The organism is Zestomonas insulae (assembly GCF_016901015.1).
GTDB lineage: Bacteria > Pseudomonadota > Gammaproteobacteria > Pseudomonadales > Pseudomonadaceae > Aquipseudomonas > Aquipseudomonas insulae.
This window is the reverse complement of sequence record NZ_JAFEUP010000007.1, coordinates 170,239-193,472: the sequence shown is the minus strand read 5'-3', so window position 1 is coordinate 193,472 and position 23,234 is coordinate 170,239. Positions and strand designations below refer to the sequence as shown.

The 23,234-nt window shown below is 66.8% G+C and carries 26 protein-coding genes; 9 read left to right on the top strand and 17 right to left on the bottom strand.

Going from position 1 to position 23,234, the window contains the following annotated elements; translation table 11 throughout:
- Positions 1-14 precede the first annotated feature (14 nt).
- The 3 genes from JQX08_RS21640 to exbB are packed head-to-tail and all read right to left on the bottom strand — an operon-like array spanning position 15 to position 2,161.
- A complete protein-coding gene (locus JQX08_RS21640) occupies positions 15-746 on the bottom strand; it encodes an energy transducer TonB (protein WP_205350524.1) in 732 nt (243 codons plus the stop codon).
- Positions 743-1,162: a TonB system transport protein ExbD gene (gene exbD / locus JQX08_RS21635; RefSeq protein ID WP_205350523.1), complete on the bottom strand. Its 420-nt coding sequence runs from the start codon at positions 1,160-1,162 to the stop codon at positions 743-745. The genes JQX08_RS21640 and exbD overlap by 4 nt, the downstream gene beginning before the upstream one ends.
- A gap of 3 nt (positions 1,163-1,165) precedes the next feature.
- Positions 1,166-2,161, bottom strand: a complete 996-nt coding sequence (gene exbB / locus JQX08_RS21630; protein ID WP_205350522.1) for a tonB-system energizer ExbB — start codon at positions 2,159-2,161, stop codon at positions 1,166-1,168.
- Between the two features lie 200 nt (positions 2,162-2,361).
- Here exbB and JQX08_RS21625 point away from each other — a divergent pair, with 200 nt between their 5' ends.
- The gene (locus tag JQX08_RS21625; RefSeq protein ID WP_205350521.1) at positions 2,362-3,222 is read left to right on the top strand and encodes an NAD-dependent epimerase/dehydratase family protein; all 861 of its coding nucleotides are present in this window, start codon (positions 2,362-2,364) and stop codon (positions 3,220-3,222) included.
- Positions 3,223-3,226: 4 nt separating this feature from the next.
- Here the strand turns inward: JQX08_RS21625 and JQX08_RS21620 are convergent, their stop codons facing one another.
- From JQX08_RS21620 to JQX08_RS21595, 6 genes are all read right to left on the bottom strand, one after another.
- A complete protein-coding gene (locus JQX08_RS21620; protein ID WP_205350520.1) occupies positions 3,227-3,961 on the bottom strand; it encodes a hypothetical protein in 735 nt (244 codons plus the stop codon).
- Between the two features lie 55 nt (positions 3,962-4,016).
- The gene (locus tag JQX08_RS21615) at positions 4,017-4,397 is read right to left on the bottom strand and encodes a RidA family protein (RefSeq protein ID WP_205350519.1); all 381 of its coding nucleotides are present in this window, start codon (positions 4,395-4,397) and stop codon (positions 4,017-4,019) included.
- 78 nt (positions 4,398-4,475) lie between these two features.
- Positions 4,476-6,584, bottom strand: coding sequence for a bifunctional GTP diphosphokinase/guanosine-3',5'-bis pyrophosphate 3'-pyrophosphohydrolase (gene spoT, locus JQX08_RS21610; RefSeq protein WP_205350518.1), 2,109 nt, complete (start codon positions 6,582-6,584; stop codon positions 4,476-4,478).
- A gap of 57 nt (positions 6,585-6,641) precedes the next feature.
- A complete protein-coding gene (rpoZ, locus tag JQX08_RS21605) occupies positions 6,642-6,905 on the bottom strand; it encodes a DNA-directed RNA polymerase subunit omega (protein WP_205350517.1) in 264 nt (87 codons plus the stop codon).
- Positions 6,906-7,027: 122 nt separating this feature from the next.
- Positions 7,028-7,648, bottom strand: a complete 621-nt coding sequence (gmk, locus tag JQX08_RS21600; RefSeq protein WP_205350516.1) for a guanylate kinase — start codon at positions 7,646-7,648, stop codon at positions 7,028-7,030.
- A 23-nt stretch (positions 7,649-7,671) separates the two neighbouring features.
- Positions 7,672-8,535 (bottom strand): YicC/YloC family endoribonuclease, encoded by an 864-nt coding sequence (locus tag JQX08_RS21595; RefSeq protein ID WP_205350515.1) that lies wholly within the window; start codon positions 8,533-8,535, stop codon positions 7,672-7,674.
- 142 nt (positions 8,536-8,677) lie between these two features.
- Here JQX08_RS21595 and rph point away from each other — a divergent pair, with 142 nt between their 5' ends.
- Positions 8,678-9,400 (top strand): ribonuclease PH, encoded by a 723-nt coding sequence (gene rph, locus JQX08_RS21590; protein ID WP_205350514.1) that lies wholly within the window; start codon positions 8,678-8,680, stop codon positions 9,398-9,400.
- 28 nt (positions 9,401-9,428) lie between these two features.
- Entirely contained in the window at positions 9,429-9,794 is a 366-nt protein-coding gene (locus tag JQX08_RS21585) for a DUF4870 domain-containing protein (RefSeq protein WP_205350513.1), read from the top strand.
- Positions 9,795-9,843: 49 nt separating this feature from the next.
- Here the strand turns inward: JQX08_RS21585 and JQX08_RS21580 are convergent, their stop codons facing one another.
- Positions 9,844-10,623 (bottom strand): catabolite repression control protein Crc, encoded by a 780-nt coding sequence (locus tag JQX08_RS21580; protein ID WP_205350512.1) that lies wholly within the window; start codon positions 10,621-10,623, stop codon positions 9,844-9,846.
- 82 nt (positions 10,624-10,705) lie between these two features.
- Between JQX08_RS21580 and pyrE the strand changes: the two genes are divergently transcribed.
- Positions 10,706-11,347 carry an orotate phosphoribosyltransferase gene (gene pyrE / locus JQX08_RS21575; RefSeq protein ID WP_205350511.1) on the top strand — a complete coding sequence of 214 codons (642 nt, stop codon included), beginning with the start codon at positions 10,706-10,708 and terminating at the stop codon, positions 11,345-11,347.
- 24 nt (positions 11,348-11,371) lie between these two features.
- Positions 11,372-11,968: a DUF4124 domain-containing protein gene (locus JQX08_RS21570; RefSeq protein WP_205350510.1), complete on the top strand. Its 597-nt coding sequence runs from the start codon at positions 11,372-11,374 to the stop codon at positions 11,966-11,968.
- A gap of 3 nt (positions 11,969-11,971) precedes the next feature.
- Here JQX08_RS21570 and JQX08_RS21565 read toward each other — a convergent pair whose 3' ends face one another.
- From JQX08_RS21565 to coaBC, 5 genes are all read right to left on the bottom strand, one after another.
- Positions 11,972-12,409 (bottom strand): acyl-CoA thioesterase, encoded by a 438-nt coding sequence (locus JQX08_RS21565; protein WP_205350509.1) that lies wholly within the window; start codon positions 12,407-12,409, stop codon positions 11,972-11,974.
- A gap of 2 nt (positions 12,410-12,411) precedes the next feature.
- The gene (gene argB, locus JQX08_RS21560) at positions 12,412-13,317 is read right to left on the bottom strand and encodes an acetylglutamate kinase (protein ID WP_205350508.1); all 906 of its coding nucleotides are present in this window, start codon (positions 13,315-13,317) and stop codon (positions 12,412-12,414) included.
- Positions 13,318-13,341: 24 nt separating this feature from the next.
- On the bottom strand, positions 13,342-14,739 hold the full coding sequence (algC, locus tag JQX08_RS21555; protein WP_205350575.1) for a phosphomannomutase/phosphoglucomutase: 1,398 nt from the start codon (positions 14,737-14,739) through the stop codon (positions 13,342-13,344).
- Between the two features lie 1,254 nt (positions 14,740-15,993).
- Positions 15,994-16,449, bottom strand: coding sequence for a dUTP diphosphatase (gene dut, locus JQX08_RS21550; RefSeq protein ID WP_205350507.1), 456 nt, complete (start codon positions 16,447-16,449; stop codon positions 15,994-15,996).
- 6 nt (positions 16,450-16,455) lie between these two features.
- The gene (gene coaBC / locus JQX08_RS21545; protein ID WP_205350506.1) at positions 16,456-17,664 is read right to left on the bottom strand and encodes a bifunctional phosphopantothenoylcysteine decarboxylase/phosphopantothenate--cysteine ligase CoaBC; all 1,209 of its coding nucleotides are present in this window, start codon (positions 17,662-17,664) and stop codon (positions 16,456-16,458) included.
- Between the two features lie 137 nt (positions 17,665-17,801).
- Here coaBC and radC point away from each other — a divergent pair, with 137 nt between their 5' ends.
- Positions 17,802-18,476 carry a RadC family protein gene (radC, locus tag JQX08_RS21540; protein ID WP_205350505.1) on the top strand — a complete coding sequence of 225 codons (675 nt, stop codon included), beginning with the start codon at positions 17,802-17,804 and terminating at the stop codon, positions 18,474-18,476.
- 1 nt (position 18,477) lies between these two features.
- On the opposite strand, the gene JQX08_RS21535 is transcribed toward radC, so the two are convergent.
- The gene (locus tag JQX08_RS21535) at positions 18,478-20,055 is read right to left on the bottom strand and encodes an ABC transporter substrate-binding protein (protein WP_205350504.1); all 1,578 of its coding nucleotides are present in this window, start codon (positions 20,053-20,055) and stop codon (positions 18,478-18,480) included.
- Positions 20,056-20,376: 321 nt separating this feature from the next.
- Between JQX08_RS21535 and rpmB the strand changes: the two genes are divergently transcribed.
- Positions 20,377-20,613: a 50S ribosomal protein L28 gene (gene rpmB, locus JQX08_RS21530; RefSeq protein WP_205350503.1), complete on the top strand. Its 237-nt coding sequence runs from the start codon at positions 20,377-20,379 to the stop codon at positions 20,611-20,613.
- 10 nt (positions 20,614-20,623) lie between these two features.
- Positions 20,624-20,779 carry a 50S ribosomal protein L33 gene (gene rpmG / locus JQX08_RS21525; protein ID WP_160077807.1) on the top strand — a complete coding sequence of 52 codons (156 nt, stop codon included), beginning with the start codon at positions 20,624-20,626 and terminating at the stop codon, positions 20,777-20,779.
- 125 nt (positions 20,780-20,904) lie between these two features.
- Here rpmG and JQX08_RS21520 read toward each other — a convergent pair whose 3' ends face one another.
- Positions 20,905-21,270 (bottom strand): cupin domain-containing protein, encoded by a 366-nt coding sequence (locus JQX08_RS21520; protein WP_205350502.1) that lies wholly within the window; start codon positions 21,268-21,270, stop codon positions 20,905-20,907.
- 219 nt (positions 21,271-21,489) lie between these two features.
- Between JQX08_RS21520 and JQX08_RS21515 the strand changes: the two genes are divergently transcribed.
- Positions 21,490-22,983, top strand: coding sequence for an aldehyde dehydrogenase (locus tag JQX08_RS21515; protein ID WP_205350501.1), 1,494 nt, complete (start codon positions 21,490-21,492; stop codon positions 22,981-22,983).
- The last annotated feature ends 251 nt before the right edge of the window (positions 22,984-23,234 follow it).

The window sequence follows — 23,234 nt, the reverse complement described above, 5'->3', positions numbered from 1 at the left end:
CTGGGGCGCAGGACCTAGCGACGGTCCAGCGAGTACACGAACGGCGCGGTGACCGCCACGCTGTTGCCGTCGAGCATCTCCGCCGGCGGCTTGGGCAGCGGCTGGGCGCGGCGGATCATCGCCAGCGTGGCGCGGTCCAGCGAGGCGCTGCCGGACGTGCCGGCGAGCTCCACGGACAGCACGTTGCCGTCGCGGTCGACGCTGAAGCGTACCCGCGTGGTGCCTTCGAAGCCGCGGCGGCGGGCGTCGTCGGGGTAGCGCTTATAGCGGCTCAGGTGGCTGAGCAGCTTGCTCTGCCAGGTCACCTCGGCCTTCGACGGCGCGCTGACCGACGCCAGCTGCTGCGCGGCCGGCTTGCTCTGGGCTTCCGCCGGCGGCGCTGGGGGCTGCTCCTGCGGCGGTTCCTCGACCGGCTTGGGCTGCGGCTTCTCGATCGGCTTCGGCGGCTTGGGCTTGGGTTTCGGCTTCGGCTTGCTCAGGGCAATCGTCGGCTTCGGTGCTTCGACCAGCTTCGGCTGCGGCTCCGGCTCTTCCTCGCGTACCACCGGCGGTGGTGGCGGCGCCGGTTTGGGGGCGGCCGGCGGCAGCGGCTCCAGCTCGATCATCACCGCCGGCGGCGGTGGCAATTCGATCGGTGCAGCCTTGGCGTGCCAGAACATCGCCCAGAACGCCAGTCCGCCATGCAGGCCGAGCACGGCCGCCAGGCTGAAGGCGTAGCGCGACAGCGTGCGGTTACGCGTAGTCATTGAACTGTCTCAAGCCCCACCAGACCGATCTTCAGGTAGCCGGCACCGCGCAGGGCGTCCATGACGTCCATCAGCACGCTGTAGTTCACCTCTTTGTCGCCGCGGACGAAGATGGTCTTGTCCTTGTCGGCCTGGGTCAGCTTGTCGAGCAGCGGGCCGAGCTGTTCCTTGGCGACCTGCTCGTTGTCGAGGAACAGGCTGTTGTCTTCCTTGATGCTCAGGTAGATCGGCTTGTCAGGGCGCGGCGCCGGCTTGGCGGTGGAGGCCGGCAGGTCGACCTTGATGTCGACCGTGGCCAGCGGTGCGGCGACCATGAAGATGATCAGCAGCACCAGCATGACGTCGATGAAGGGCGTGACGTTGATCTCGTGGGATTCGACGAGATCGTCACCGCCATCGTTCAGATGCAGTCCCATGGCTTACCCCAGTTTGACGACGTTGGCCTGCGCGTTGCGCTCGCTGTTCGGCAGGTGATCGAGGTCGCGGCTGAGCAGCAGCAGGACCTGCGCCGAGCAGTCGGCGACCTGGGCCTTGTAGCCGGTGATGGAGCGGGCGAAGACGTTGTAGATGACCACCGCGGGGATCGCCGCGACCAGGCCGAGGGCGGTCGCCAGCAGGGCTTCGGCGATACCGGGGGCGACCACCGCGAGGTTGGTGGTCTGCGATTTGGCGATGCCGATGAAGCTGTTCATGATCCCCCAGACGGTGCCGAACAGGCCGACGAAGGGTGCGGTCGAACCGATGGTGGCGAGCGGGCCGGTGCCCTTGCTCATGTTGCGTCCGCTGGCGGCGACCAGACGCTCGAGGCGGAACGCGGTGCGCTCCTTGATGCCTTCCTTTTCACGGGTGTTGGTCGACAGCTTGACCTCTTCCAGCGCCTCATGGACCAACTGATGGCTGAGGCTGCCATGCCGGGCGATGCCTTCTTCGGCTTCCTTGAGGGTGCGCGCCTTCTTCAGGCCGGCCAGCTCGCCGACCAGGCGGCGACGCGCGTTGAACAGCTCAAGGCCCTTGGCGATCCAGATCGTCCAGGTGATCACCGAGGCGATGGCCAGACCGATCATCACCGCCTTCACCACCACGTCGGCATTCTGGTACATGCCCCAGGGCGACAGGTCGTGGGACATGGCCTGCTCGGCGGCGAGCACTTCTTCGTGCTCGGCGGCGGTCACGGCTTCACCGGCCGGGATGGCGCTGGCGTCCGCCGGCAAGGCGGCAGGGGCGGCAGGGGCGGCAGGGGCGGCAGGCGCCGCTTCGCTCGCCGCCGGAGCTACGGCAGCTGGCGGCGTTGCCACGCTGCTCGGCTCCTCGGCGAAGGCCAGGCTCGGCAGCAGCAGGCTGCCAAGCAGCACGGCCAGGCCGCGCACGGCGCGGGAGGAGCGAAGGGACGGAAGGTTGGAGTGGAGAGCATTCATGCTGGCCGGACCCTGAGGAAGTAAATTCAGCGGGCTGCCGGACTGGGCCGGCGGCGAAAAGGGCGGGTATTATTGCAAGTAATTCTTGTTAACAGAAGTAATAGAGCAATCTTTTTAGCGGCGCACCGGCCTGAAAGCCTTGACCGAGAGCCTGCGCACCGCTAGTCAGACGATCATTTTCACCATTCCCAGGAGCCACCATGACTGCCTCACCCTCCCTATTGATCGCCGGTTGTGGCGATGTCGGTAGCCGCCTCGCCCGTCGCGCACTGGCGCTCGGCTGGCGCGTGCACGGCCTGCGCCGCCAGGTCGAGGCGCTGCCCGCCGGGGTGCTGCCGGTGGCCGCCGACCTGGGCGAGGCGGCGCGCCCGGCGGCCTGGCCGCACGGCGAGCTGGACTATCTGGTGTACTGCGCGGCGGCGACCCGCTACGACGAGGCTGGTTACCGGCTCGCCTACGTCGACGGCCTGGCGCGGGTGCTCGACTGGCTGGCGCAGGCCGGACAGCGGCCGCGCCGGCTGCTGTTCGTCTCCAGCAGCGGCGTGTACGGCCAGCAGGGCGGCGAGTGGATTGATGAGGTGTCGCCGGCCGAGGCTGGCGACATGTCCTCGGTGGTGATGCGCGAGGCCGAGCGGCTGGCGCTCGGCAGCGGCCATCCGGCGAGCGTGGTGCGCCTCACCGGGATCTACGGTCCGGGGCGCAACTGGCTGCTCAATCAGGTCCGCGAGGGGCAGTGGGCGCTGGCGCAACCGCCGGTATTTACCAACCGCATTCACGCCGAGGATGCCGCCGGGCTGCTCGCCTGCCTGCTCGAGGCCGAGCAGCGTGGCGCGGCGCTGGACGACTGTTACCTCGGCGTCGATGACGAGCCGGCGGCCTTGCATGAGGTCGTCGAATGGCTGCGTGGCCGCTTGGATGTGGCCGAGCGTGCCGCCGAGGCGGGGATGCGCCGCAGCGGCAGCAAGCGCTGCAGCAATGCGCGCGCCCGCGGGCTGGGTTGGGTGCCACAGTACCCGAGCTATCGCGAGGGCTACGCGGCGGTGCTCGCCGACGAGGGTTGAGCGCTCAGTTGCGCTGCAGCAGCCAGACCTGCTCGCCGGGGCGGTAGTCGGGCATCTCGTCGGTCGCCGCCTGATTGACCGCGGCGAATACCCGCAGCGCATCGCCGTCGCGCTCGAACAGCCAGGCGCTGCCCTGGTTGCCGAGTTGCAGCCACAGGCTGTCGTGTTCGCCGCTCATCGCTGCGCAATCGCCGGCCAGGCACAGCGCGTAACGTTCCGCGCCGGGCAGGCCCTCGACCGCGCCATCGGCGTGGAAGCGCACCAGGCCGCCCTGGCCGGAGCCTTGCTCGATCTGCCAGTCGCCGCCGAGGTAGGCGGCATACAGGGCGTGTTCGAAGCTGCTGCCCTGCGGCGCGTCGGCCGCGGCCGGCGTCTGCGGGCGGACGAAGTGCTGCGCCGGGCTGTTGCTGCTGGGCGCCTGGAGCAGCTGCGCGCCGGCGAGGCTGAGGTGTTCGTGGAAGTCGCCATAGAAGTCGACGTTCCAGCCGGCGGCCGGGTCGACCTGCAGCTGGCCTTCGCTGAGTTCGAAACCGTTGCTCACCGTGGCCAGCTGGCGCGCGGTATCGATGCGCCATTCCAGATTGGGACCGTAGGCGAGCAGCGCTTCGCGCAGCGGACCACCCTGCGCGGCGGCGTCGATGGCGGCCTGGTTGATCCAGGTGCCGCTGGGATCCTGTGGGGTGCTGGCGCAGCCGGCCAGCCAGAGAGCGCTGGCGAGCAGCGCGAGGGACAGACGCATGACGCGATCCTTGTCGATACGGAACGGGCGGGGTGCGCGCACCCCGCCGACAGGCTTACTCGAGGACGAGGATGCCGTCCATTTCCACCTGCGAACCGCGCGGCAGGGCGGCGACGCCGATGGCGGCGCGAGCCGGATACGGCTGCTCGAAGTAGCGGCCCATGACTTCGTTGACCTTGGCGAAGTTGCCGAGGTCGGTGAGGAAGATGTTCAGCTTGACCAGGTCCTTGAAGCTGCCGCCGGCCGCTTCGATCACCGCCTTGAGGTTCTCGAAGACCTGCACGGTCTGGGCTTCGAAGCCGTCGACCAGCTCCATGGTTTTCGGGTCGAGCGGGATCTGACCGGACAGGTACACGGTGTTGCCCGCCTTGATCGCCTGGGAATAGGTGCCGATGGCGGCCGGGGCCTGGTCGCTGTGGATGACGGTCTTGCTCATGGGAACTCCTTGTGGGGTGCCGGGAAAAGGCGACGCAGCGGTTGGCGCTCCGTCGCCGGGAATCTTCGGGTGGGGGCGCTAGGCGCGCATGCGGGTGATGCGGATCACGCCCTTGAGCGCGCGCAGCTTCTTGATCACGCGGGCCAGGTGCACACGGTCATGCACGCTGACCACCAGCTGGACCACGCTGATGCGCCCGTCGCGCTCGTCCATGCTGATCTTCTCGATGTTGCCGTCGGCGGCGTTGACGCTGCTGGCGAGCAGGGCGATCAGACCGCGCTGGTGTTCCAGCTCGACGCGCAGCTCGACGTTGAACTCGCCGGTGACATCCTTGGCCCAGGACAGCTGGATGCATTTCTCCGGGTTGTGGCGGATCTCGACGATGTTCTTGCAGTTGTCGAGGTGCACCACCATGCCCTTGCCGGCCGACAGGTGGCCGACGATCGGGTCGCCGGGGATCGGCGTGCAGCACTTGGCGTAGCTCAGCACCAGCCCCTCGGTGCCGCGGATCGCCAGCGGGCCCTGGCTGCTCGGCAGCTGTTCGCCGTCGCTGGCCAGCAGGCGACGGGCGACCACATAGGCCATGCGGTTGCCCAGGCCGATGTCCTCGAGCAGGTCCTCGGGGTATTCCAGGCGGTACTCGGCGAGCACCGCTTGCATGCGCTCGGCGGGGATCTTCTCGAGGTGGCTGTCGAAGCCGGTCAGCACCTTGTTGAGCAGGCGTTCGCCGAGGCTGATCGACTCCGAACGGCGCTGCTGCTTGAGGGCGTGACGGATGTGCGTGCGCGCCTTGCCGGTGACCACGAAATTCAGCCAGGCCGGGTTCGGGCGGGCGCCCGGGGCGGTGACGATCTCCACCGTCGAGCCGCTTTCCAGGGCCTGCGACAGCGGCGCCAGGCGGCGGTTGATGCGGCAGGCGATGCAGGCGTTGCCGACGTCGGTGTGCACCGCGTAGGCGAAGTCGACCGCGGTGGAGCCTTTCGGCAGCTCCATGATGCGGCCCTTGGGCGTGAACACGTAGACCTCGTCGGGGAACAGGTCGATCTTCACGCTCTCGATGAATTCCAGCGAGTTGCCGGCGCGCTGCTGCAGTTCGAGGATGCCCTTGACCCACTGGCGCGCGCGCGCGTGGTTGCCCTTCGGCGTGTCGTCCTCGCTGGACTTGTACAGCCAGTGCGCGGCGATGCCGTGGTTGGCCATCTCTTCCATCTCGCGGGTGCGGATCTGGATCTCGATGGGCACCCCGTGCATGCCGAACAGCGTGGTGTGCAGCGACTGGTAGCCGTTGGCCTTGGGGATCGCGATGTAGTCCTTGAAGCGACCGGGCAGCGGCTTGTACAGGTTGTGCACGGCGCCGAGCACGCGGTAGCAGGTGTCGACCTTGTCGACGATGATGCGGAAGGCGTAGACGTCCATGATCTCGTTGAACGCCTTACGCTTGCCGCGCATCTTCTTGTAGATGCTGAATAGGTGCTTCTCGCGGCCGATCACTTCGCCGCTCATGCCGTCGCGGGTCAGGCAGTTGACCAGCGATTCCTCGATCTTGTTGACGATTTCCTTGCGGTTGCCGCGCGCCCGGCGCACCGCGGCGCGGATGCGTTCCGAACGCATCGGGTGCATGGCCTTGAAGCCGAGGTCCTCGAACTCGATGCGCATGCTGTGCATGCCCAGGCGATTGGCGATCGGCGCGTAGATCTCCAGGGTTTCCTTGGCGATGCGCCGGCTCTTCTCGTGCGGCATGGCGTCGAGGGTGCGCATGTTGTGCAGGCGGTCGGCGAGCTTGACCAGAATCACGCGGATGTCGCGGGCCATGGCCAGGGCCATCTTCTGGAAGTTCTCGGCCTGCGCCTCGGCCTTGGTCTGGAAGTCCATCTGGGTCAGCTTGCTGACCCCGTCGACCAGCTCGGCGACGGTTTCGCCGAACTGCGAGGTCAGGGCTTCCTTGGCGATCCCGGTGTCCTCGATGACGTCGTGCAGCATGGCCGCCATCAGGCTCTGATGGTCCATGTGCATTTCGGCGAGGATGTTGGCGACGGCCAACGGATGGGTCACGTAGGCTTCGCCGCTGCGGCGGCGCTGCCCGTCGTGGGCCTGCTCGGCGTAGAAGTAGGCACGCCGGACCAGGTTGATCTGTTCCTGGCCCAGGTAGGTCGAAAGGCGTTCGGCGAGGACGTCTATGCTCGGCAAGGGTTCACCCCCTGCCGCTGCGGCACCTGCGTCGCGACGCTTCGACCAGGCATAGGCTTAGAGGGCCTCGTTGGCCTCTTCCTCGTAGTTGACGAACAGCGGCTCGTCTTCAACCAGTTCTTCCTCGGCAACCACGTTGTAGTCGACCAGGCCGGCGGCGATTTCACGCAGGGCGACGACGGTCGGCTTGTCGTTTTCCCAGGCGACCTTCGGCTCTTTGCCGCCGGTAGCCAGTTGACGGGAACGCTTGGTGGCGAGCATGACCAGCTCGAAGCGGTTATCGACGTTGTCCAGGCAGTCTTCAACGGTAACGCGGGCCATGGTGTTCCTCTAGCGACGTGAAAATTGAGCAGAAAGCCGCGCCCGAACGGGGCGGCGGACTGGGTAGTTTAAAAAATAGCCAGCCTTTAGGGAAGAGCGGATTTTTCGCCCTGCCCGCCGGCTCAGGCCAGCAGCTCGCTGAGCAGTCCGGTGTGGCGCTGCTGCTGGTGGCTCTGGGTCAGCTGGTTGGCGCGGAAGATCGCCTTGAGGTCGGCCAGCGCATGGGCGAAGTCGTCGTTGATCACCACGTAGTCGTATTCGACGTAGTGGCTGATCTCGCTGACTGCCTCGCGCATGCGCCGCTCGATGATCTCGCTGCTGTCCTGGCCGCGGTTGGTCAGGCGGTGGCGTAGCGCTTCCTGGGTCGGCGGCAGGATGAAGATCGACTTGGCCTGCGGCATCAACTTGCGCACCTGCTGGGCGCCCTGCCAGTCGATCTCGAGGATCAGGTCATAGCCTTCGGCGAGGGTCTGCTCCAGCCAGCGCTGCGAGGTGCCGTAGAGGTTGTCGAACACCTGGGCGTGCTCGAGGAACTCGTTGCGTTCGAGCATGGCGTCGAACTGCGCGCGGGCCACGAAGTGGTAGTTGACCCCATCGACTTCGCCCGGGCGCATGGCGCGGGTGGTGTGCGACACGGACACGCGAATCTGCGGCACGGCGTCGATCAGCGCCTTGACCAGGCTGGTTTTGCCCGCGCCGGACGGGGCGGAGATGATGTACAGGATGCCGTGGGTAGTGGCCATGAAAAGGGTTCCGAGGGCGACGGTTATTCGATGTTCTGCACTTGTTCGCGCATCTGTTCGATCAGCACCTTGAGGTTGACCGCCGCCTGGGTGCTGCGCGGGTCGAACGCCTTGGAGCCGAGCGTATTGGCTTCGCGGTTGAGTTCCTGCATCAGGAAGTCCAGGCGCCGACCCGCCGCGCCGCCGGCCTTGAGCACCCGACGCACCTCGGTGACGTGGGTGCTGAGGCGGTCCAGCTCTTCGGCGACGTCGCTCTTCTGGGCCAGCAGCACCAGTTCCTGCTCGAGCCGCTGCGGGTCGAGTTCGGCCTTCAGCTCGCTGAAGCGGTCGAGGATCTTTTGCCGCTGGCCGGCGAGCATCTGCGGCACCAGCACGCGCAGCGCGGCGACTTCGGCGACGATGCTGTCGAGGCGCTCGTTGAGCAGCTTGGCCAGTTCGGCGCCTTCGCGGGCGCGGCCGGCCTTGAGCTCGGCGAGCGCCGCCTCGAAGGCTTCCAGCGCCGCCTTGTTCAGCGCCTGCGGATCGGCCGCGTTGGCCACCAGCACGCCGGACCAGGCCAGCACTTCCAGCGGGTTGAGCGGTGCCGGCTGCTGAATCAGCGCGGACACCGCTTCGGCGGCGGCGACCACCTGGGCGGCACGCTCGCGATCGACCTGCAGCGGCTGGCCGGCGCTGTCCTCGGCGAAGCGCAGGGTGCACTCCACCTTGCCGCGCGACAGACCCTGGCGCAGCGCCTCGCGCACCGCGCCTTCGAGGTCGCGGAACGCGTCCGGCAAGCGCAGGTGCGGTTCCAGGTAGCGGTGATTGACCGAGCGCAACTCCCAGCTCAGGGTGCCGTGGGTACCCGCCCGTTCGACGCGGGCAAAGGCGGTCATGCTGTGCACCATCGGGGAAACCTCGCGAATGGCAGGAGGAACGAAGGCGCAGGATTGTAGCGCAGTGCGTCGGCGCCTCCCAATTTGCCGTGTGGTCACTCTCGGTGGGCCCTATAATGGCGGGCAGACTCGTGACCCAATAGGTAGTACCAGCATGAAACGTCCCAGCGGCCGCACCGCCGACCAGTTGCGCTCGATTCGCATCACCCGCAACTACACCAAGCACGCCGAGGGTGCGGTGCTGGTGGAGTTCGGTGACACCAAGGTGATCTGCACCGTCAGCGTCGAGAACGGCGTTCCGCGCTTCCTCAAGGGCCAGGGTCAAGGCTGGCTAACTGCCGAGTACGGCATGCTGCCGCGCTCCACCGGCGAGCGGAACCAGCGCGAAGCCAGCCGCGGCAAGCAGGGCGGTCGCACCCTGGAAATCCAGCGTCTCATCGGCCGTTCGCTGCGCGCCGCGCTGGACATGTCCAAGCTGGGCGAAGTCACCCTGTATGTCGACTGCGACGTGATCCAGGCCGATGGCGGTACGCGCACCGCGTCGATCACCGGAGCGATGGTGGCGCTGGTCGACGCGCTACGAGTGATCAAGAAGCGCGGCGGGTTGAAGGGTGGTGATCCGCTAAAGCACCTGGTCGCGGCGGTGTCGGTGGGCATGTACCAGGGCGAGCCGGTGCTCGACCTCGACTACCTCGAAGACTCCGCGGCGGAGACCGATCTCAACGTGGTGATGACCGCCGACGGCGGCTTCATCGAAGTGCAGGGCACCGCCGAAGGCGCACCGTTCCAGCCGGAAGCGCTGACCGCCATGCTCGACCTGGCACGCCAGGGCATGGGCGAGCTGATCGAGCTGCAGCGCGCCAGCCTGGCCGACTGATTCTTCCGCAACAGCAAGGAGCGAGCCCATGAGCGATGACATGCCGGTGACCACGCCTAGCCTGGAGGCGCGCCAGTGGGCGATGTTCTGCCACTTCGCCGCCTTCCTCGGCCTGGTATTCCCGTTTGGCAACCTGCTCGGGCCGCTGATCGTCTGGCAGATCAAGAAGGACCTTGATCCCTTTGTCGACGCGCAGGGCAAGGAAGCGCTGAACTTCCAGATCACCGTGTCGCTGGCGGCGCTGGTGTGCATGCTGCTGATGCTGGTGGTGATCGGCTTCCTGCTGCTCGGCCTGCTGGGCATCGGCGCGCTGGTGCTCACCGTGATTGCCGGGATCAAGGCCAACGAAGGGCAGGACTATCGCTATCCGTTCTGCTGGCGCTTGCTCAAGTAGCTCAGTGCAGCAACAAAAAAGCCGGCGCAATGCCGGCTTTTTTCATGGCTCAGACGCTCAGCGTCCAGTCGTAGTCGACGATCAGCGGCGCATGCTGGGAGAAGCGCGGCTGACGCGGCAGGCGGGCGCTGCGCACGAAGCGGCGCAGGCCGGGGGTGAGCAGCTGATAGTCGAAGCGCCAGCCGAGATTCAGCAACTGTGCCTGCTCGGTATCCGGCCACCAGCTGAACTGCTCGCCTTCGCGGCTGACTTCACGCAGCGCGTCGACGTAGCCCATATTGCCGACCACCTCGTCGAGCCAGGCGCGCTCGGGCGCCAGGAAACCCGGCGATTGCTGGCAGTCGCGCCAGTTCTTCACGTCCATCTTCTGGTGGGCGACGTACAGCGAGCCGCAGTAGATGTACTCGCGGCGCTTGCGACGCTGCTTGTCCAGGTAGTGGGTGAAGTCGTCCATGAACTTGAACTTGTGGTTCAGGCTCTCGTCGCCGTCTTGTCCCGATGGCAGCAACACGCTGGCAATGCTCAGCTTGTCGAAGTCTGCCTGCAGATAGCGCCCGTAGCGATCGGCCGTCTCGAATCCGAGTCCGCTGATCACCGCCTTGGGTTGCAACCGCGAATACAGCGCCACACCACCTTGGTCGGGCACTTCGGCTTCGCAGGAATAGAAGAAGTAGCCATCCAGTTGGAGGGCAGGGTCGTCCAGGTCAAAGGCGGAAGAGCGGGTATCTTGCAGACAGATGACGTCGGCATTCTGGGCTTGCAGCCAGCTGAGAAGACCTCGCTCGACTGCAGCTTGAATACCATTCACGTTCACACTGATGATCCGCATAAATGGCCCCCAAAAACACGTGCGTGTATGATACCCGAGCTCATCTCAATTAGCTAAATCCGTGCCGTTCGGGGCTTTTTTCATGCAGGCGTACCAGCGCGAGTTCATTCGTTTTGCCATCGAACGCGGGGTGCTGCGTTTCGGTCAGTTCACCCTCAAGTCGGGTCGGGTCAGTCCGTATTTCTTCAATGCCGGGCTGTTCAACAGCGGCTCGGCGCTGGCCCAGCTTGGTCAGTTTTACGCGGCGGCGGTGGTCGACAGCGGAATCGACTTCGACGTGCTGTTCGGCCCGGCCTACAAGGGCATTCCGCTGGCGGCGACCACTGCAGTGGCGCTCGCCGACAAGCACCAGCGCGACCTGCCCTGGTGCTTCAACCGCAAGGAGGCCAAGGCGCACGGCGAGGGCGGCACGCTGGTCGGCGCACCGCTGCAAGGCCGGGTGCTGATTGTCGACGATGTGATCACCGCCGGTACGGCGATTCGCGAAGTCATGCAGATTATCCAGGCGCAAGGCGCCCAGGCCGCTGGTGTGCTGATCGCGCTGAACCGTCAGGAACGCGGTCAGGGCGAGCTCTCGGCAATCCAGGAAGTCGAGCGTGATTTCAAAATGCCAGTAATCAGCATTGTGTCGCTGGAGCAGGTACTGGAATATCTCGCCGAGGATGCTGCACTGAAAGAGCATCTTCCGGCGGTGCAGGCGTACCGCGACCAATACGGGATCTAACTCGCCAGTTAAGGTGACGTGTTCATGCTCAATCCGGTTTCGCTGCGCGTGATGTTGCTGTTCGGGTCGCTGTCGCTGCCGTTGTTGGCCCAGGCGACTGAGCTGTATCGCTATACCAACGACAAGGGCGTGCCGGTGCTGGATCGCCAGGGCGTGCCGCCGCAGTACATCGGCAAGGGCTATGAAGTGCTCAACGAGCAGGGTCGGGTGGTCAAGGTGGTGCCGCCGGCACCGAGCGCCGACGAGATGCGCCGCCAACTGGCGGACAAGGCGCGGGCCAGTTCCGATGCGCAGCTGCTGCGCCTGTACAGCACCCCGGAAGACGTCGAGCGCGCCAAGGAGCGCAAGCTGGCCGAGCTGGATGGAGTGATCAGCGTGGCGCGCAGCAACCTGCAGTCGCTGCGTACCCAGCAGGCCAACCTGCAGAGCCAGGCCGCCGACACCGAGCGTGCCGGCCGCGAAGTGCCGGCCCACCTGGTGGCGCAGATCGAGAACCTCAAGGCGGAGCAGGTGCACACCCAGCACGACATCACCCGCTACGAAGGCGTGCGCAAGCAGGCCGCGGCCAGCTTCGACGCCGACCGCGCACGCCTCAGCGAACTGCTCGGCGCGCGCCCCTAGTCCTCAGGCGTCGGGCGCGCGACGCTCGTAGGCGCTGACTTTGTCGCGCAGCCAGTCCGGCAGCGGGCTGCTGCTGCGAGTGGCGGCGTCGGCATGCACGTAGATCACCTCGCCCGCCGTCAGCAGCGCGCCATCCCGCCAGATACCGACCACGAAGCTCAGGCTCGAGCGCCCCAGGCGACCGACGCGCACGCCGATCTCCAGGCAGTCGTCGAAGCGTGCCGGGGCGAAGTATTCGAGCACGGTCTTCACCGCGAAGAAGTCGCCGCCATCGCGGCTGAGGTCCGCCGGGTAGGCGACCCCCAGCGCACGAAAGTACTCGGTGATGGCGACGTCGGCGTAGGTCAGGTAGTGGCCGTTGAACACGATGCTCTGTGGGTCGACTTCCGCCCAGCGCACACGCAGCGGATGGCTGAAGCGGAAGTCGTCGCGGACGAGCATGTTCAGTGCTTCTTGCGGTTGCAGATCAGCGTGCCGACGCCGCTGTCGGTGAAGATCTCCAGCAGCACCGCGTGCGGCACCCGGCCGTCGATGATGTGCGCGCTGGTCACCCCGCCCTGCACCGCCTCGAGGGCGCAGCGGATCTTCGGCAGCATGCCGCCGTAGATGGTGCCGTCGGCGATCAGCTCGTCGACCTGGGCGGTCGACAGGCCGGTCAGCACCTGGCCCTGCTTGTCCATCAGGCCGGCGATGTTGGTCAGCAGCATGAGTTTCTCGGCCTTCAGCGCCTCGGCCACCTTGCCGGCCACCAGGTCGGCGTTGATGTTGTAGGACTCGCCCTCCGGGCCGACACCGATCGGCGCGATCACCGGAATGAAGTCGCCGGACACCAGCATGTTGATCAGCTCGACGTTGACGCTGGCGACTTCGCCGACGTGGCCGATGTCGATGATCTCCGGCTGGGTCATCTCCGGCGTCTGCCGGGTCACGGTGAGCTTGCGCGCGCGGATCAGCTCGGCGTCCTTGCCGGTCAGGCCGATGGCGCTGCCGCCATGGCGGTTGATCAGGTTGACGATGTCCTTGTTGACCTGGCCGCCGAGGACCATCTCGACCACGTCCATGGTCTGCGCGTCGGTGACGCGCATGCCGTCGATGAAGTGGCTTTCGATCGACAGGCGCTTGAGCAGGTCACCGATTTGCGGGCCACCACCGTGCACCACCACCGGGTTGATGCCGACGGCCTTCATCAGCACGATGTCGCGGGCGAAGCCTTGCTTCAGCTCCTCGCTTTCCATGGCGTTGCCGCCGTACTTGATCACCAGGGTCTTGCCGACGAAGCGACGGATGTACGGCAGCGCTTCGGAGAGGACCTGGGCAATGTTGGTGGCGGCGTTGCGGTCGAGGGTCATGCGGGACTCCAGGGAAACGGTCGATCAGAACGGCAGGTTGAGGGAAGGGTCGGCGGCCAGCAGCTGGGCGCGGAACACCGTCTGGATGCGTTCCAGCTCCTCGGCGGTGTCACCTTCGAAGCGCAGCACCAGCACCGGCGTGGTGTTGGAGGCGCGCACCAGGCCCCAGCCCTTGGGATAGTCGACGCGCACACCGTCGAGGGTGGTCACACTGCCTTCGCCCCAGCTGCCGCCACTCTGCAGTTTGTCGATCAGGCGGAACTTGCTCTCGTCGGTGACCTGGATATTGATCTCCGGGGTCGACACGTCGACCGGGAACGCGGAGAACACGTGCTCGGCGTCGCGCTTGTCGAGGCTGAGGATTTCCAGCAGGCGCGCGGCGCTGTAGATGCCGTCGTCGAAGCCGAACCAGCGCTCCTTGAAGAAGATGTGCCCACTCATCTCGCCAGCCAGCAGCGCGCCGGTTTCCTTCATCTTCTTCTTGATCAGCGAGTGACCGGTCTTCCACATCACCGGGCGACCGCCGTAGCCACTGATCAGAGCGCCGAGGCGACGGGTGCATTTGACGTCGAAGATCACGTCGGCGCCGGGGTTGCGCGACACCACGTCCTTGGCGAACAGCATCATCAGGCGATCCGGGTAGACGATGGTGCCGGTGTTGGTCACCACGCCGACGCGGTCGCCGTCGCCGTCGAAGGCCAGGCCGACATCCGCGCCGACTTCCTTGACCTTGGCGATCAGGTCTTCGAGGTTTTCCGGCTTGCCCGGGTCCGGGTGGTGGTTCGGGAAGGTGCCGTCGACGTCGCAGAACAGCGGGATCACCGTGCAGCCGAGCGCCTCGATCAGTTGCGGGGCGATCACCCCGGCGGCGCCGTTGCCGCAGTCGACCACCACGCGCAGCGGCTTGGCCAGGGCGATGTCATCGCGGATCTGCTTGAAGTAGCGCTCGAGGATCTCGACTTGCTCGACACGGCCATGACCGCTGGACAGGTCGTTGTTGTCGATGCGTGCGCGCAGCGCCTGGATCTGTTCGTTGGCCAGGGTGTCGCCGGCGACCATGATCTTGAAGCCGTTGTAGTCCGGCGGGTTGTGGCTACCGGTAAGCATCACCCCGGACTTGCCGGCCAGCACGTTGGCGGCGTAGTACAACGCCGGGGTCGGCACCATGCCGATGTCGCTGACGTCGCAGCCGGCTTCGACCAGGCCCTGGATCAGTGCCTGCACCAGCTCCGGGCCGGACAGCCGGCCGTCACGGCCGACTGCGACGTTCGGCTCGCCCTTGGCGAGGCTTTCCGCGCCGACCGCACGGCCGACCCAGTAGGCGGTTTCGCTGGTCAGGGTGTCGCCGACCACGCCGCGGATGTCGTAGGCGCGGAAGATGCTGGCGGGCAGTTTGGGCGGGGTGAGGCTCTGTACTGACATGGCGGGGCTTTGCTCCAATCCCAGGAGATCCTGGTCTTCGTCGAGAATGTCGATATCGAGAATATCGGTGTCTTGAAACAGGGGGTCGACCAGTTCGCTGGCCGGTGCTGCAGGCGGGGCATCCGGGCGTTGCGGCGCGCTGGCCGGTTTGCCGTTGCCATTGCCGTTGTGGCCGTTGCCGCGCGGCAGGCGCGCGAGTTGCTGGGACAGGCCGTTGAGTTCGGCCAGGCGCAGGCTGAAGGGTTTGACGGCCTTTCCGGCGGAGAGTTCGTGGAGCATCTGGCCGAGCTGATGAGCGTCGTCCTGCAGCTGACGTTGCTGGCTGCGGCGCAGCACCAGCAGGCCGAGCAGCACCGCACCGAATGCCACCAGCAGCGCCGGCAGCAGCACCCAGGGCGAGGTGCCGCCCTGGTCGAGGCCGGGGCCGGACTGGAAGCTCAGTTTCCAGTTGGGATTGCCGCTGTCGAGGTTGAGCAGTGCGCCGTCGCCGGCCGCGCCGCGCTGGCTGAGCAGCTGCGCCGGGCCCTTGCCGAACTGCTGGGTCAGCTGCAACTGGCCGACGCCGGCCGGTAGCGGCGGCAGGCTGCTGAGCAGGCGCTGCAGGTCGACCATCAGCAGCAGCGTGCCGCCGGCCGGCTCGTTGTCGGCGACGCGCAGCGGGGCGACGCTGTACACCACCCAGCGCTGGCCGACCCGGTAGGCCTCGACGGCTGGCGGCTGGCCGTTCTCGACACGGCGCAGCAGGTCGAGCGCGGCGAAGTTCACCGGCGCTGCGCCGCTGGCGTCCTGCACGGCCTGGCCGCGCAGGTTGAGGCGCGCATCAATCACCCCGTCGCGGTAGCTGAGCGTGCGTTCGGCGGCGCGAATCTGGGTGTTGTCCTGGCTCTGCAGGACCTGCAGCAGCTGCGGGTCGCGGGCCGCGGCAGTGGTCTCGGCCTGCAGCTGCTTGAGTGCCTGCTGCAGCGCGCCGGCCTGGTTGGCGCTCCAGGCTTCGGCAAGGTGCTGGCGCTCCTCCGCCTGCTGGGATTGCAGGCTGCCGAACCAGAGCATCGCCGCTCCGGCGAGCAGTCCGGCCAGGCTGATGGCGAGGCCGGGCAGCAGCGGCGCCAGCTCGGCGCGCAGGTTGCCGGCGCTTCGCGGTGGGGTGCTGGCCTCGGGATTGATCAGGTCCGGTTCCTTGGCGGCGCGTTGGAAGAGTTTCACGCGATGGCTCCTCGACGATTCATCCTGAATGGTGGAACGGTGGCGTTGCGCTTACTGGCTGCCGGAGTGGCCGAAGCCGCCGGTGCCGCGCTGGCTTTCGTGAAACTCGTCGACCAGCTCGAAGTGCGCCTGCACCACCGGCACCAGCATCAGCTGGGCGATGCGCTCGCCGACGGTGATGCGGAAGCTGCTCTGCCCGCGGTTCCAGCACGACACCATCAGCTCGCCCTGGTAATCGGAGTCGATCAGGCCGACCAGGTTCCCCAGTACGATGCCGTGCTTGTGGCCGAGGCCCGAGCGCGGCAGGACCAGCGCGGCGAGGCCCGGGTCGGCGATGTGAATCGCCAGGCCGGTGGGAATCAGCACGGTCTGGCCCGGCTCCAGGGTCACGTCGTCCTGCAGCATGGCGCGCAGGTCGAGGCCGGCGGAGCCCGGGGTGGCGTATTGCGGCAGCGGGAAATCGCGGCCGAGGCGCGGGTCGAGAATCTTGGCTTGCAGTGAGTGCATGGGGTCTCAGGCTTGGTTGAGGCGGTCGGCAATGAAAGCGATCAGCTGGCGGGCGATCTTGCCCTTGCTGGTCTGGGCGAAGCTAGTCTGCCGCTGTTCGCGATCGATGATGGTGATGGCGTTCTCTTCGCTGTTGAAGCCGATGGTCGGGTTGGCCACGTCATTGGCGACGATCAGGTCGAGGTTCTTGTCACGCAGCTTGCGCGACGCGTAGTCGAGCAGGTTCTCGGTCTCGGCGGCGAAGCCGACGCTGAACGGGCGGTCGTCGCGGCCGGCGAGGGTGGCGAGGATGTCCGGGTTGCGCACCATCTGCAGGAACAGGCCGTCGCCGGTGGTTGGGTCCTTCTTCAGCTTGTGCTGGGCGACCACTTCGGGGCGGTAGTCGGCCACCGCGGCGGCGGCGATTAGCAGGTCGCAGGGCATCGCGGCTTCGCAGGCGGCGAGCATGTCGCGGGCGCTGACCACGTCGATGCGGCTGACCCGGTCGGGGGTTGGCAGGTGCACCGGGCCGCTCACCAGGGTCACCCGCGCACCGGCTTCGGCGGCGGCCTCGGCGAGGGCGAAGCCCATCTTGCCGGAGCTGTGGTTGGTGATGTAGCGCACCGGGTCGATGTTTTCCTGGGTCGGCCCGGCGGTGATCAGCACGTGCTTGCCGTCCAGCGCCTGGCGCTGGAAGCAGTCGGCGGCGAGCTGCGCCAGGTCGTCGGCTTCGAGCATGCGGCCGAGGCCGACGTCGCCGCAGGCCTGGCTGCCGGAGGCCGGGCCGAATACCTTCAGGCCGCGGCTGGCGAGCAGCTCGAGGTTGGCCTGGGTCGCCGGGTCACGCCACATCGCCTGGTTCATCGCCGGAGCGAGGGCGACGGTGGCGTCGGTGGCCAGCACCAGGGTGGTCAGCAGGTCGTTGGCGTTGCCCTGCGCCAGGCGCGCGAGCAGCTCGGCGGTGGCCGGGGCGATCAGCACCAGGTCGGCCCAGCGCGCCAGCTCGATATGGCCCATGCCGGCCTCCGCCTCGGGGTCGAGCAGCTCGAGGTGCACGGGATGGCCGGACAGCGCCTGCAGGGTCAGCGGGGTGATGAATTCGCGGCCGCCGTGGGTCATCACCACGCGGACTTCGGCGCCCTGGTCGCGCAGTCGACGGACCAGTTCGGCGCTCTTGTAGGCGGCGATGCCGCCGCCCACGCCCAGGACGATGCGTTTCCGATACAACCGCTGCATAGCACTGCCTTACACAGAGAGAGGAAGAGGAACGCGGACGCTGCCCGCCCTGGCTGGTCGTCGCGCAAAAAGAGCGGCTACGATAGCACAGCGCCCGCACTGGAGCAGCGGGCCGGCTCTGTCACCAAGGAGGGGAAATGAGCATTCGCGACTGGCCCGCGGCCGAGCGTCCGCGGGAGAAATTATTGGCCCAGGGCGCCGCGGTATTGAGCGATGCCGAGCTGCTGGCGATCTTCCTGCGTACCGGCGTCGCCGGGCGCAGCGCGGTCGACCTGGCGCGCCAGTTGCTCGGCGAGTTCGGCAGCCTGCGCGGCCTGCTGGAGGCCGATCTGGCGGCGTTCAGCGCGCACCTGGGGCTCGGCCCGGCGAAGTTCGCCCAGCTGCAGGCGGTGCTGGAGATGGCCCGCCGGCACCTGGCCGAGCGGCTGCGCCGCGACTCGGCGCTGGAAAGCCCGCAGGCGGTGCGCGACTACCTGAAGGCCCGTTTGCGCCACGAGCCGCACGAGGTGTTTGCCTGCCTGTTTCTCGACAGCAAGCACCGCGTGCTGGCCTTCGAGGTGCTGTTCCAAGGCACCGTGGACGGCGCCAGCGTGTACCCGCGCCAGGTGGTCAAGCGCGCCCTGGCGCACAACGCGGCGGCGCTGATCCTGACCCACAACCATCCCTCCGGGGTCGCCGAGCCGAGCCAGGCCGACCGAGTGCTGACCCAGCGTCTGAAGGACGCCCTGGCGCTGGTCGATGTGCGGGTCATCGACCATTTCATCGTCGGCGACGGCGAGCCGCTGTCGATGGCCGAGCGCGGCTGGATGTGAGTCAGCGCTGCAGGCTGACCTTGGCGAAGTCCTGGCGGCCGAACGGGCTGACCTGGTAGCCGCTGATCTGCTTGCGCGCCAGCACGCTGGCCTGCGGATGGGCCAGCGGCAGCCACAACGCCTGCTGCTGGATCAGCGCCTGCGCTTCCTTATATAGGCGGCTGCGCTCGTCCTGACTGGCGCTGCGCTTGCCGGCGCTGATCAGCTGGTCGAGATCCTTGGCGCAGTAGCGCGCGAAGTTGGTCCCCGACTGCACGGCGGCGCAGGAGAACTGCGGGGTGAGGAAGTTGTCCGGGTCGCCGTTGTCGCCGGCCCAGCCCATGAACAGCAGGTCGTGCTCGCCGGCCTTGGCGCGGCGGATCAGCTCGCCCCATTCGATCACGCGGATCTCCGCCTGGATGCCGACTTCGCCGAGGTCGGCCTGCAGCAGCTGCGCGCCGAGGCTCGGGTTGGGGTTGAGCAGGCTGCTCGACGGGCGCGTCCAGATGGTGGTCTTGAAACCCTCGGCCAGCCCGGCCTTGGCCAGCAGTGCGCGGGCCTGCGCCGGGTCGTGGGCGTAGCCGGGCAGCGCGCTGGCATAGCTCCAGGTGTTCGGCGGGTAGGGGCCGTTGGCGGCGGTGGCGCCGTCCTCGAACACCGCCTTGAGGTAGCTGGCCTTGTCGAACGCCAGGTTGATCGCTTGGCGCACTTCCGGCTTGTCGAGCGGCGCGTGCTGGCTGTTGAGGGCGACGAAGGCAGTCATGAATGCCGGGGTGCTGAGCACCTGCAGGCTGGGGTCCTGGGCGGCGGCGCGCACGTCCAGCGGCTTCGGCGACAGGGCGATATGGCACTCGCCGCGGCGCAGCTTCTGCAGGCGCACGTTGGCGTCCGGGGTGATGGCGAACACCAGCGCGTCGACCGCCGGCGCGCCGGCGAAGTACTCGGGGTTGGCGACGTAGCGCACCAGCGCATCCTTCTGGAAGCGCTTGAACACGAACGGCCCGGTGCCGATCGGCTGGCTGTTGAGCAGCTGCGGCGTACCGGCCTTGAGCAGCTGCTCGGCGTACTCGGCGGAATAGATGGAGGCGAAGCCCATGCTCAGGGTGGCGAGGAAGGTCGCGTCGGGATGCGCCAGGGTGATTCGCACACTCAGCGGGTCAGGTGCCTCGACCTGGCGGATCAGGCTGGCCAGCTGCATCGACTGGGCGTGCGGGTAACTGTTGGCGGCCGTCTTGTGCCAGGGGTGCGCCGGGTCGAGCATGCGCTGCAGGCTGAACAGCACATCGTCGGCGTTCAGTTCGCGACTGGGGGTGAACCACTCGGTGTGGTGGAACTTCACCCCCGGATGCAGCTTGAAGCTGTAGCTCAGGCCGTCGCTGGACACCGCCCAACTGTCCGCCAGGCTCGGCGTCAGCTGGCCGCTGGTGGCGTCGAAGTCGACCAGGCGGTTCATCAGCACGTCAGCCGAGGCGTTGGTGGTGGTCAGCGAGTTGTACTGCACCACGTCGAAGCCCTCCGGGCTGGCCTCCGTGCACACGCTGAGGGTGGCGGCCTGGGCCAGGAGCGGAGCGAACAGCAGGGGCAGGGCGGCGAGGCGCATGGAGGACTCCTGAACGGCAGACGAGCGGGCAAAGGGCTTACCCTAGACCATGCGCCGGCGCGGGACAACGGCGCCGGCCGACGAGCGGTTGCCGCGCCGCAAGCCCGGCAGCAGTGCAGGGCGCTGCGCGCCGCCAGTTTTCCGTGTGTGGTTATCCTTGTTGCATGGGGGGCTTTCTGGTATAAAGCAGCGCTCTTTTCTAGGGGCCCGGTTCAAGCGGCCGGTAAGACCCCCGAGAAACGCGGCGCTGAGCGCCATTGAACATTGAGTTTAAGCGGCCAACCCATGCCGGGTTGGGCATGAGGTTTAGAGGGCTGAGGTATGTCGAGAGTCTGTCAAGTTACCGGTAAGGGTCCGGTAACCGGGAACAACGTTTCCCACGCCAACAACAAAACCCGTCGTCGTTTCCTGCCGAACCTGCAACATCACCGTTTCTGGGTCGAGTCCGAGAAGCGCTTCGTTCGTCTGCGTCTGACCGCCAAGGGCATGCGCATCATCGACAAGCGTGGTATTGATGTCGTGCTGGCCGAGCTGCGCGCTCGCGGCGAAAAGGTTTAAGGAGCTAATCATGCGTGAACTGATCCGTTTGGTGTCCAGCGCCGGTACCGGCCACTTCTACACCACCGACAAGAACAAGCGCACCACCCCGGACAAGATCGAGATCAAGAAATTTGATCCGACCATCCGTAAGCACGTGATCTACAAGGAAGCCAAGATCAAGTAATTGATCGGCACCTTGCAAAAAAGACCCGCCTCTCCGGCGGGTTTTTTTTGCCCGCGATTTGCCCCGCGCAGGCAAGAAAAAGCCCGCACAGGGCGGGCCGAAGTCACGCAGAGAGTAAGCGGGGCTCAGGCCTTGGCCTGCTCGAACATCACGTAGACCTTGCGGCACGGCTCGAGCACTTCCCAGGTGCCGCTGAAGCCGGCGGGAATCACGAAGCGGTCGCCGGTGCGCAGGGTCTTCGCCGTGCCCTGAGCGTCGCGCAGCACCGACACGCCCTGGAGAATCTCGCAGTACTCGTGCTCGGTGTAGTTGACCGTCCATTGGCCGACCGCACCTTCCCAGATGCCGCTGCTGAACTGGCCGCAGGGGCTGGAATAGTGGTTGCGCACACTCTGCTCGGGGTCGCCCTTGAGGACCTTTTCCGCGGCGGGGCGGTAGTGTTCGGCGGCCGTGGTGGCGCTGGCGAAATCGACGATCTGTTCAATGTTCATGGCAAGACGACGTCATTGGTGGCAGGGCAGGGGGCCCGGATGGCCGCAGTCTATGTTTAATAAAACACACAAGACAAGGGTGTTTACCCCGCTACTGTCAAAAATATTGAAAATGCCTCGGCCGCGGTTTAGTGTTGTCGCACTTCGCTTAACCGGCCTTGCGGCCAGCGCGCGCGGGCGACAGTTGCCCCGCTCGCCACCCAATAAGAGGATGCCCCGATGACCACCCTGACCCGTGCCGACTGGGAACAGCGCGCCCGCAACCTGCAGATCGACGGTCGTGCCGTGATTCACGGCGCCAGCCGCGACGCGGCCAGTGGCGCCACCTTCGAGTGCGTCAGCCCGGTCGACGGGCGCCTGCTCGGCCTGGTCGCCAGCTGCGATGCCGCCGACGCCGAACTGGCCGTGGCCGACGCGCGCGCCACCTTCGAGTCGGGCGTGTGGTCGAAGCTCAAGCCGGTCGAGCGCAAGCAGACCATGATCCGCTTCGCCGACCTGCTCGACGCGCACGCCGAGGAGCTGGCGCTGCTGGAAACCCTCGACATGGGCAAGCCGATCGGCTTCTCGCTGAGCGTCGACGTGGCCGGTGCGTCGCGGGCGATCCGCTGGAGCGGCGAGGCGATCGACAAGATCTACGACGAAGTGGCGGCCACCCCGCATGACGAACTGGGCCTGGTGACCCGCGAGCCGGTCGGCGTGGTCGCCGCCATCGTGCCGTGGAACTTCCCGATGATCATGACCGCCTGGAAGCTCGGCCCAGCGCTGGCCACCGGCAACTCGGTGATCGTCAAACCGTCCGAGAAGTCGCCGCTGACCGCCATCCGCATGGCCCAGTTGGCCCTCGAGGCGGGCATTCCGGCCGGCGTGCTCAACGTCCTGCCGGGCTATGGTCACACCGTGGGCAAGGCCCTGGCCCTGCACATGGACGTCGACACCCTGGTGTTCACCGGCTCGACCAAGATCGCCAAGCAGCTGATGATCTACGCCGGCGAATCGAACATGAAACGCGTCTGGCTGGAAGCCGGCGGCAAGAGCGCCAACATCGTCTTCGCCGACGCGCCGGACCTCAAGGAAGCCGCCGAGGCCGCGGCCATGGCGATCTGCTTCAACCAGGGCGAGATGTGCACCGCCGGCTCGCGCCTGCTGGTCGAGCGTTCGATCAAGGAGCAGTTCATGCCGATGGTGGTCGAGGCGCTGAAGGGCTGGAAGGTCGGCCACGCGCTGGACCCGGACACCCAGGTCGGCGCCTTGGTCGACCAGGGTCACCTGAACTCCGTGCTGGCCTACATCGAGGCCGGCCACGCCGATCAGGCCAAGCTGCTCTGCGGCGGCAAGCGCGCGCTGGAGGAAACTGGCGGGGTGTACGTCGAGCCGACCATCTTCGACGACGCGCACAACAAGATGCGTATCGCCCAGGAAGAGATCTTCGGCCCGGTGCTGACGGTGATTCCGTTCGACACCACCGAGGAAGCCATCGCCATCGCCAACGACAGCATCTACGGCCTGGCCGCGGCGATCTGGACCAGCAACCTGTCCAAGGCGCACCTCGCCGCCAAGGCGCTGCGCGTCGGCAGCATGTGGGTCAACCAGTACGACGGCGGCGACATGACCGCGCCGTTCGGTGGCTACAAGCAGTCTGGCAACGGCCGCGACAAGTCGCTGCATGCCTTCGACAAGTACACCGAGATCAAGGCGACCTGGATCAAGCTGTAATAATTTTGGGCGACCTCCGGGCCGTCGGCCATGCTGCGTTGCGTCCTCGCTTTAATGCTCACGTACTGCAGTACGCTGCGCTTAAGCTGCGGGGCGCCTCGCCTGGCCTTAGTCCCGAAGCTCTGGATGGGTGGTGGATTCGGTCGAGGTTAGGCCGGATAGCGTTGTAATCAAGGTCCGCCCTTCGGGGCCGGCTCGTCGCGAGCCACACCTGCGGCCGGGTTTCCCTGAGGGGAGCCCGGCCGTTTTGC

What these genes read in the sequence shown, in the direction of transcription:
- JQX08_RS21640 (WP_205350524.1), bottom strand. Translation starts at nt 746, where the DNA reads ATGACTACGCGTAACCGCACGCTGTCGCGCTACGCCTTCAGCCTGGCG.
- exbD (WP_205350523.1), bottom strand. Translation starts at nt 1,162, where the DNA reads ATGGGACTGCATCTGAACGATGGCGGTGACGATCTCGTCGAATCCCAC.
- exbB (WP_205350522.1), bottom strand. Translation starts at nt 2,161, where the DNA reads ATGAATGCTCTCCACTCCAACCTTCCGTCCCTTCGCTCCTCCCGCGCC.
- JQX08_RS21625 (WP_205350521.1), top strand. Translation starts at nt 2,362, where the DNA reads ATGACTGCCTCACCCTCCCTATTGATCGCCGGTTGTGGCGATGTCGGT.
- JQX08_RS21620 (WP_205350520.1), bottom strand. Translation starts at nt 3,961, where the DNA reads ATGCGTCTGTCCCTCGCGCTGCTCGCCAGCGCTCTCTGGCTGGCCGGC.
- JQX08_RS21615 (WP_205350519.1), bottom strand. Translation starts at nt 4,397, where the DNA reads ATGAGCAAGACCGTCATCCACAGCGACCAGGCCCCGGCCGCCATCGGC.
- rpoZ (WP_205350517.1), bottom strand. Translation starts at nt 6,905, where the DNA reads ATGGCCCGCGTTACCGTTGAAGACTGCCTGGACAACGTCGATAACCGC.
- gmk (WP_205350516.1), bottom strand. Translation starts at nt 7,648, where the DNA reads ATGGCCACTACCCACGGCATCCTGTACATCATCTCCGCCCCGTCCGGC.
- JQX08_RS21595 (WP_205350515.1), bottom strand. Translation starts at nt 8,535, where the DNA reads ATGGTGCACAGCATGACCGCCTTTGCCCGCGTCGAACGGGCGGGTACC.
- rph (WP_205350514.1), top strand. Translation starts at nt 8,678, where the DNA reads ATGAAACGTCCCAGCGGCCGCACCGCCGACCAGTTGCGCTCGATTCGC.
- JQX08_RS21585 (WP_205350513.1), top strand. Translation starts at nt 9,429, where the DNA reads ATGAGCGATGACATGCCGGTGACCACGCCTAGCCTGGAGGCGCGCCAG.
- JQX08_RS21580 (WP_205350512.1), bottom strand. Translation starts at nt 10,623, where the DNA reads ATGCGGATCATCAGTGTGAACGTGAATGGTATTCAAGCTGCAGTCGAG.
- pyrE (WP_205350511.1), top strand. Translation starts at nt 10,706, where the DNA reads ATGCAGGCGTACCAGCGCGAGTTCATTCGTTTTGCCATCGAACGCGGG.
- JQX08_RS21570 (WP_205350510.1), top strand. Translation starts at nt 11,372, where the DNA reads ATGCTCAATCCGGTTTCGCTGCGCGTGATGTTGCTGTTCGGGTCGCTG.
- JQX08_RS21565 (WP_205350509.1), bottom strand. Translation starts at nt 12,409, where the DNA reads ATGCTCGTCCGCGACGACTTCCGCTTCAGCCATCCGCTGCGTGTGCGC.
- argB (WP_205350508.1), bottom strand. Translation starts at nt 13,317, where the DNA reads ATGACCCTCGACCGCAACGCCGCCACCAACATTGCCCAGGTCCTCTCC.
- algC (WP_205350575.1), bottom strand. Translation starts at nt 14,739, where the DNA reads ATGTCAGTACAGAGCCTCACCCCGCCCAAACTGCCCGCCAGCATCTTC.
- dut (WP_205350507.1), bottom strand. Translation starts at nt 16,449, where the DNA reads ATGCACTCACTGCAAGCCAAGATTCTCGACCCGCGCCTCGGCCGCGAT.
- coaBC (WP_205350506.1), bottom strand. Translation starts at nt 17,664, where the DNA reads ATGCAGCGGTTGTATCGGAAACGCATCGTCCTGGGCGTGGGCGGCGGC.
- radC (WP_205350505.1), top strand. Translation starts at nt 17,802, where the DNA reads ATGAGCATTCGCGACTGGCCCGCGGCCGAGCGTCCGCGGGAGAAATTA.
- JQX08_RS21535 (WP_205350504.1), bottom strand. Translation starts at nt 20,055, where the DNA reads ATGCGCCTCGCCGCCCTGCCCCTGCTGTTCGCTCCGCTCCTGGCCCAG.
- rpmB (WP_205350503.1), top strand. Translation starts at nt 20,377, where the DNA reads ATGTCGAGAGTCTGTCAAGTTACCGGTAAGGGTCCGGTAACCGGGAAC.
- rpmG (WP_160077807.1), top strand. Translation starts at nt 20,624, where the DNA reads ATGCGTGAACTGATCCGTTTGGTGTCCAGCGCCGGTACCGGCCACTTC.
- JQX08_RS21520 (WP_205350502.1), bottom strand. Translation starts at nt 21,270, where the DNA reads ATGAACATTGAACAGATCGTCGATTTCGCCAGCGCCACCACGGCCGCC.
- JQX08_RS21515 (WP_205350501.1), top strand. Translation starts at nt 21,490, where the DNA reads ATGACCACCCTGACCCGTGCCGACTGGGAACAGCGCGCCCGCAACCTG.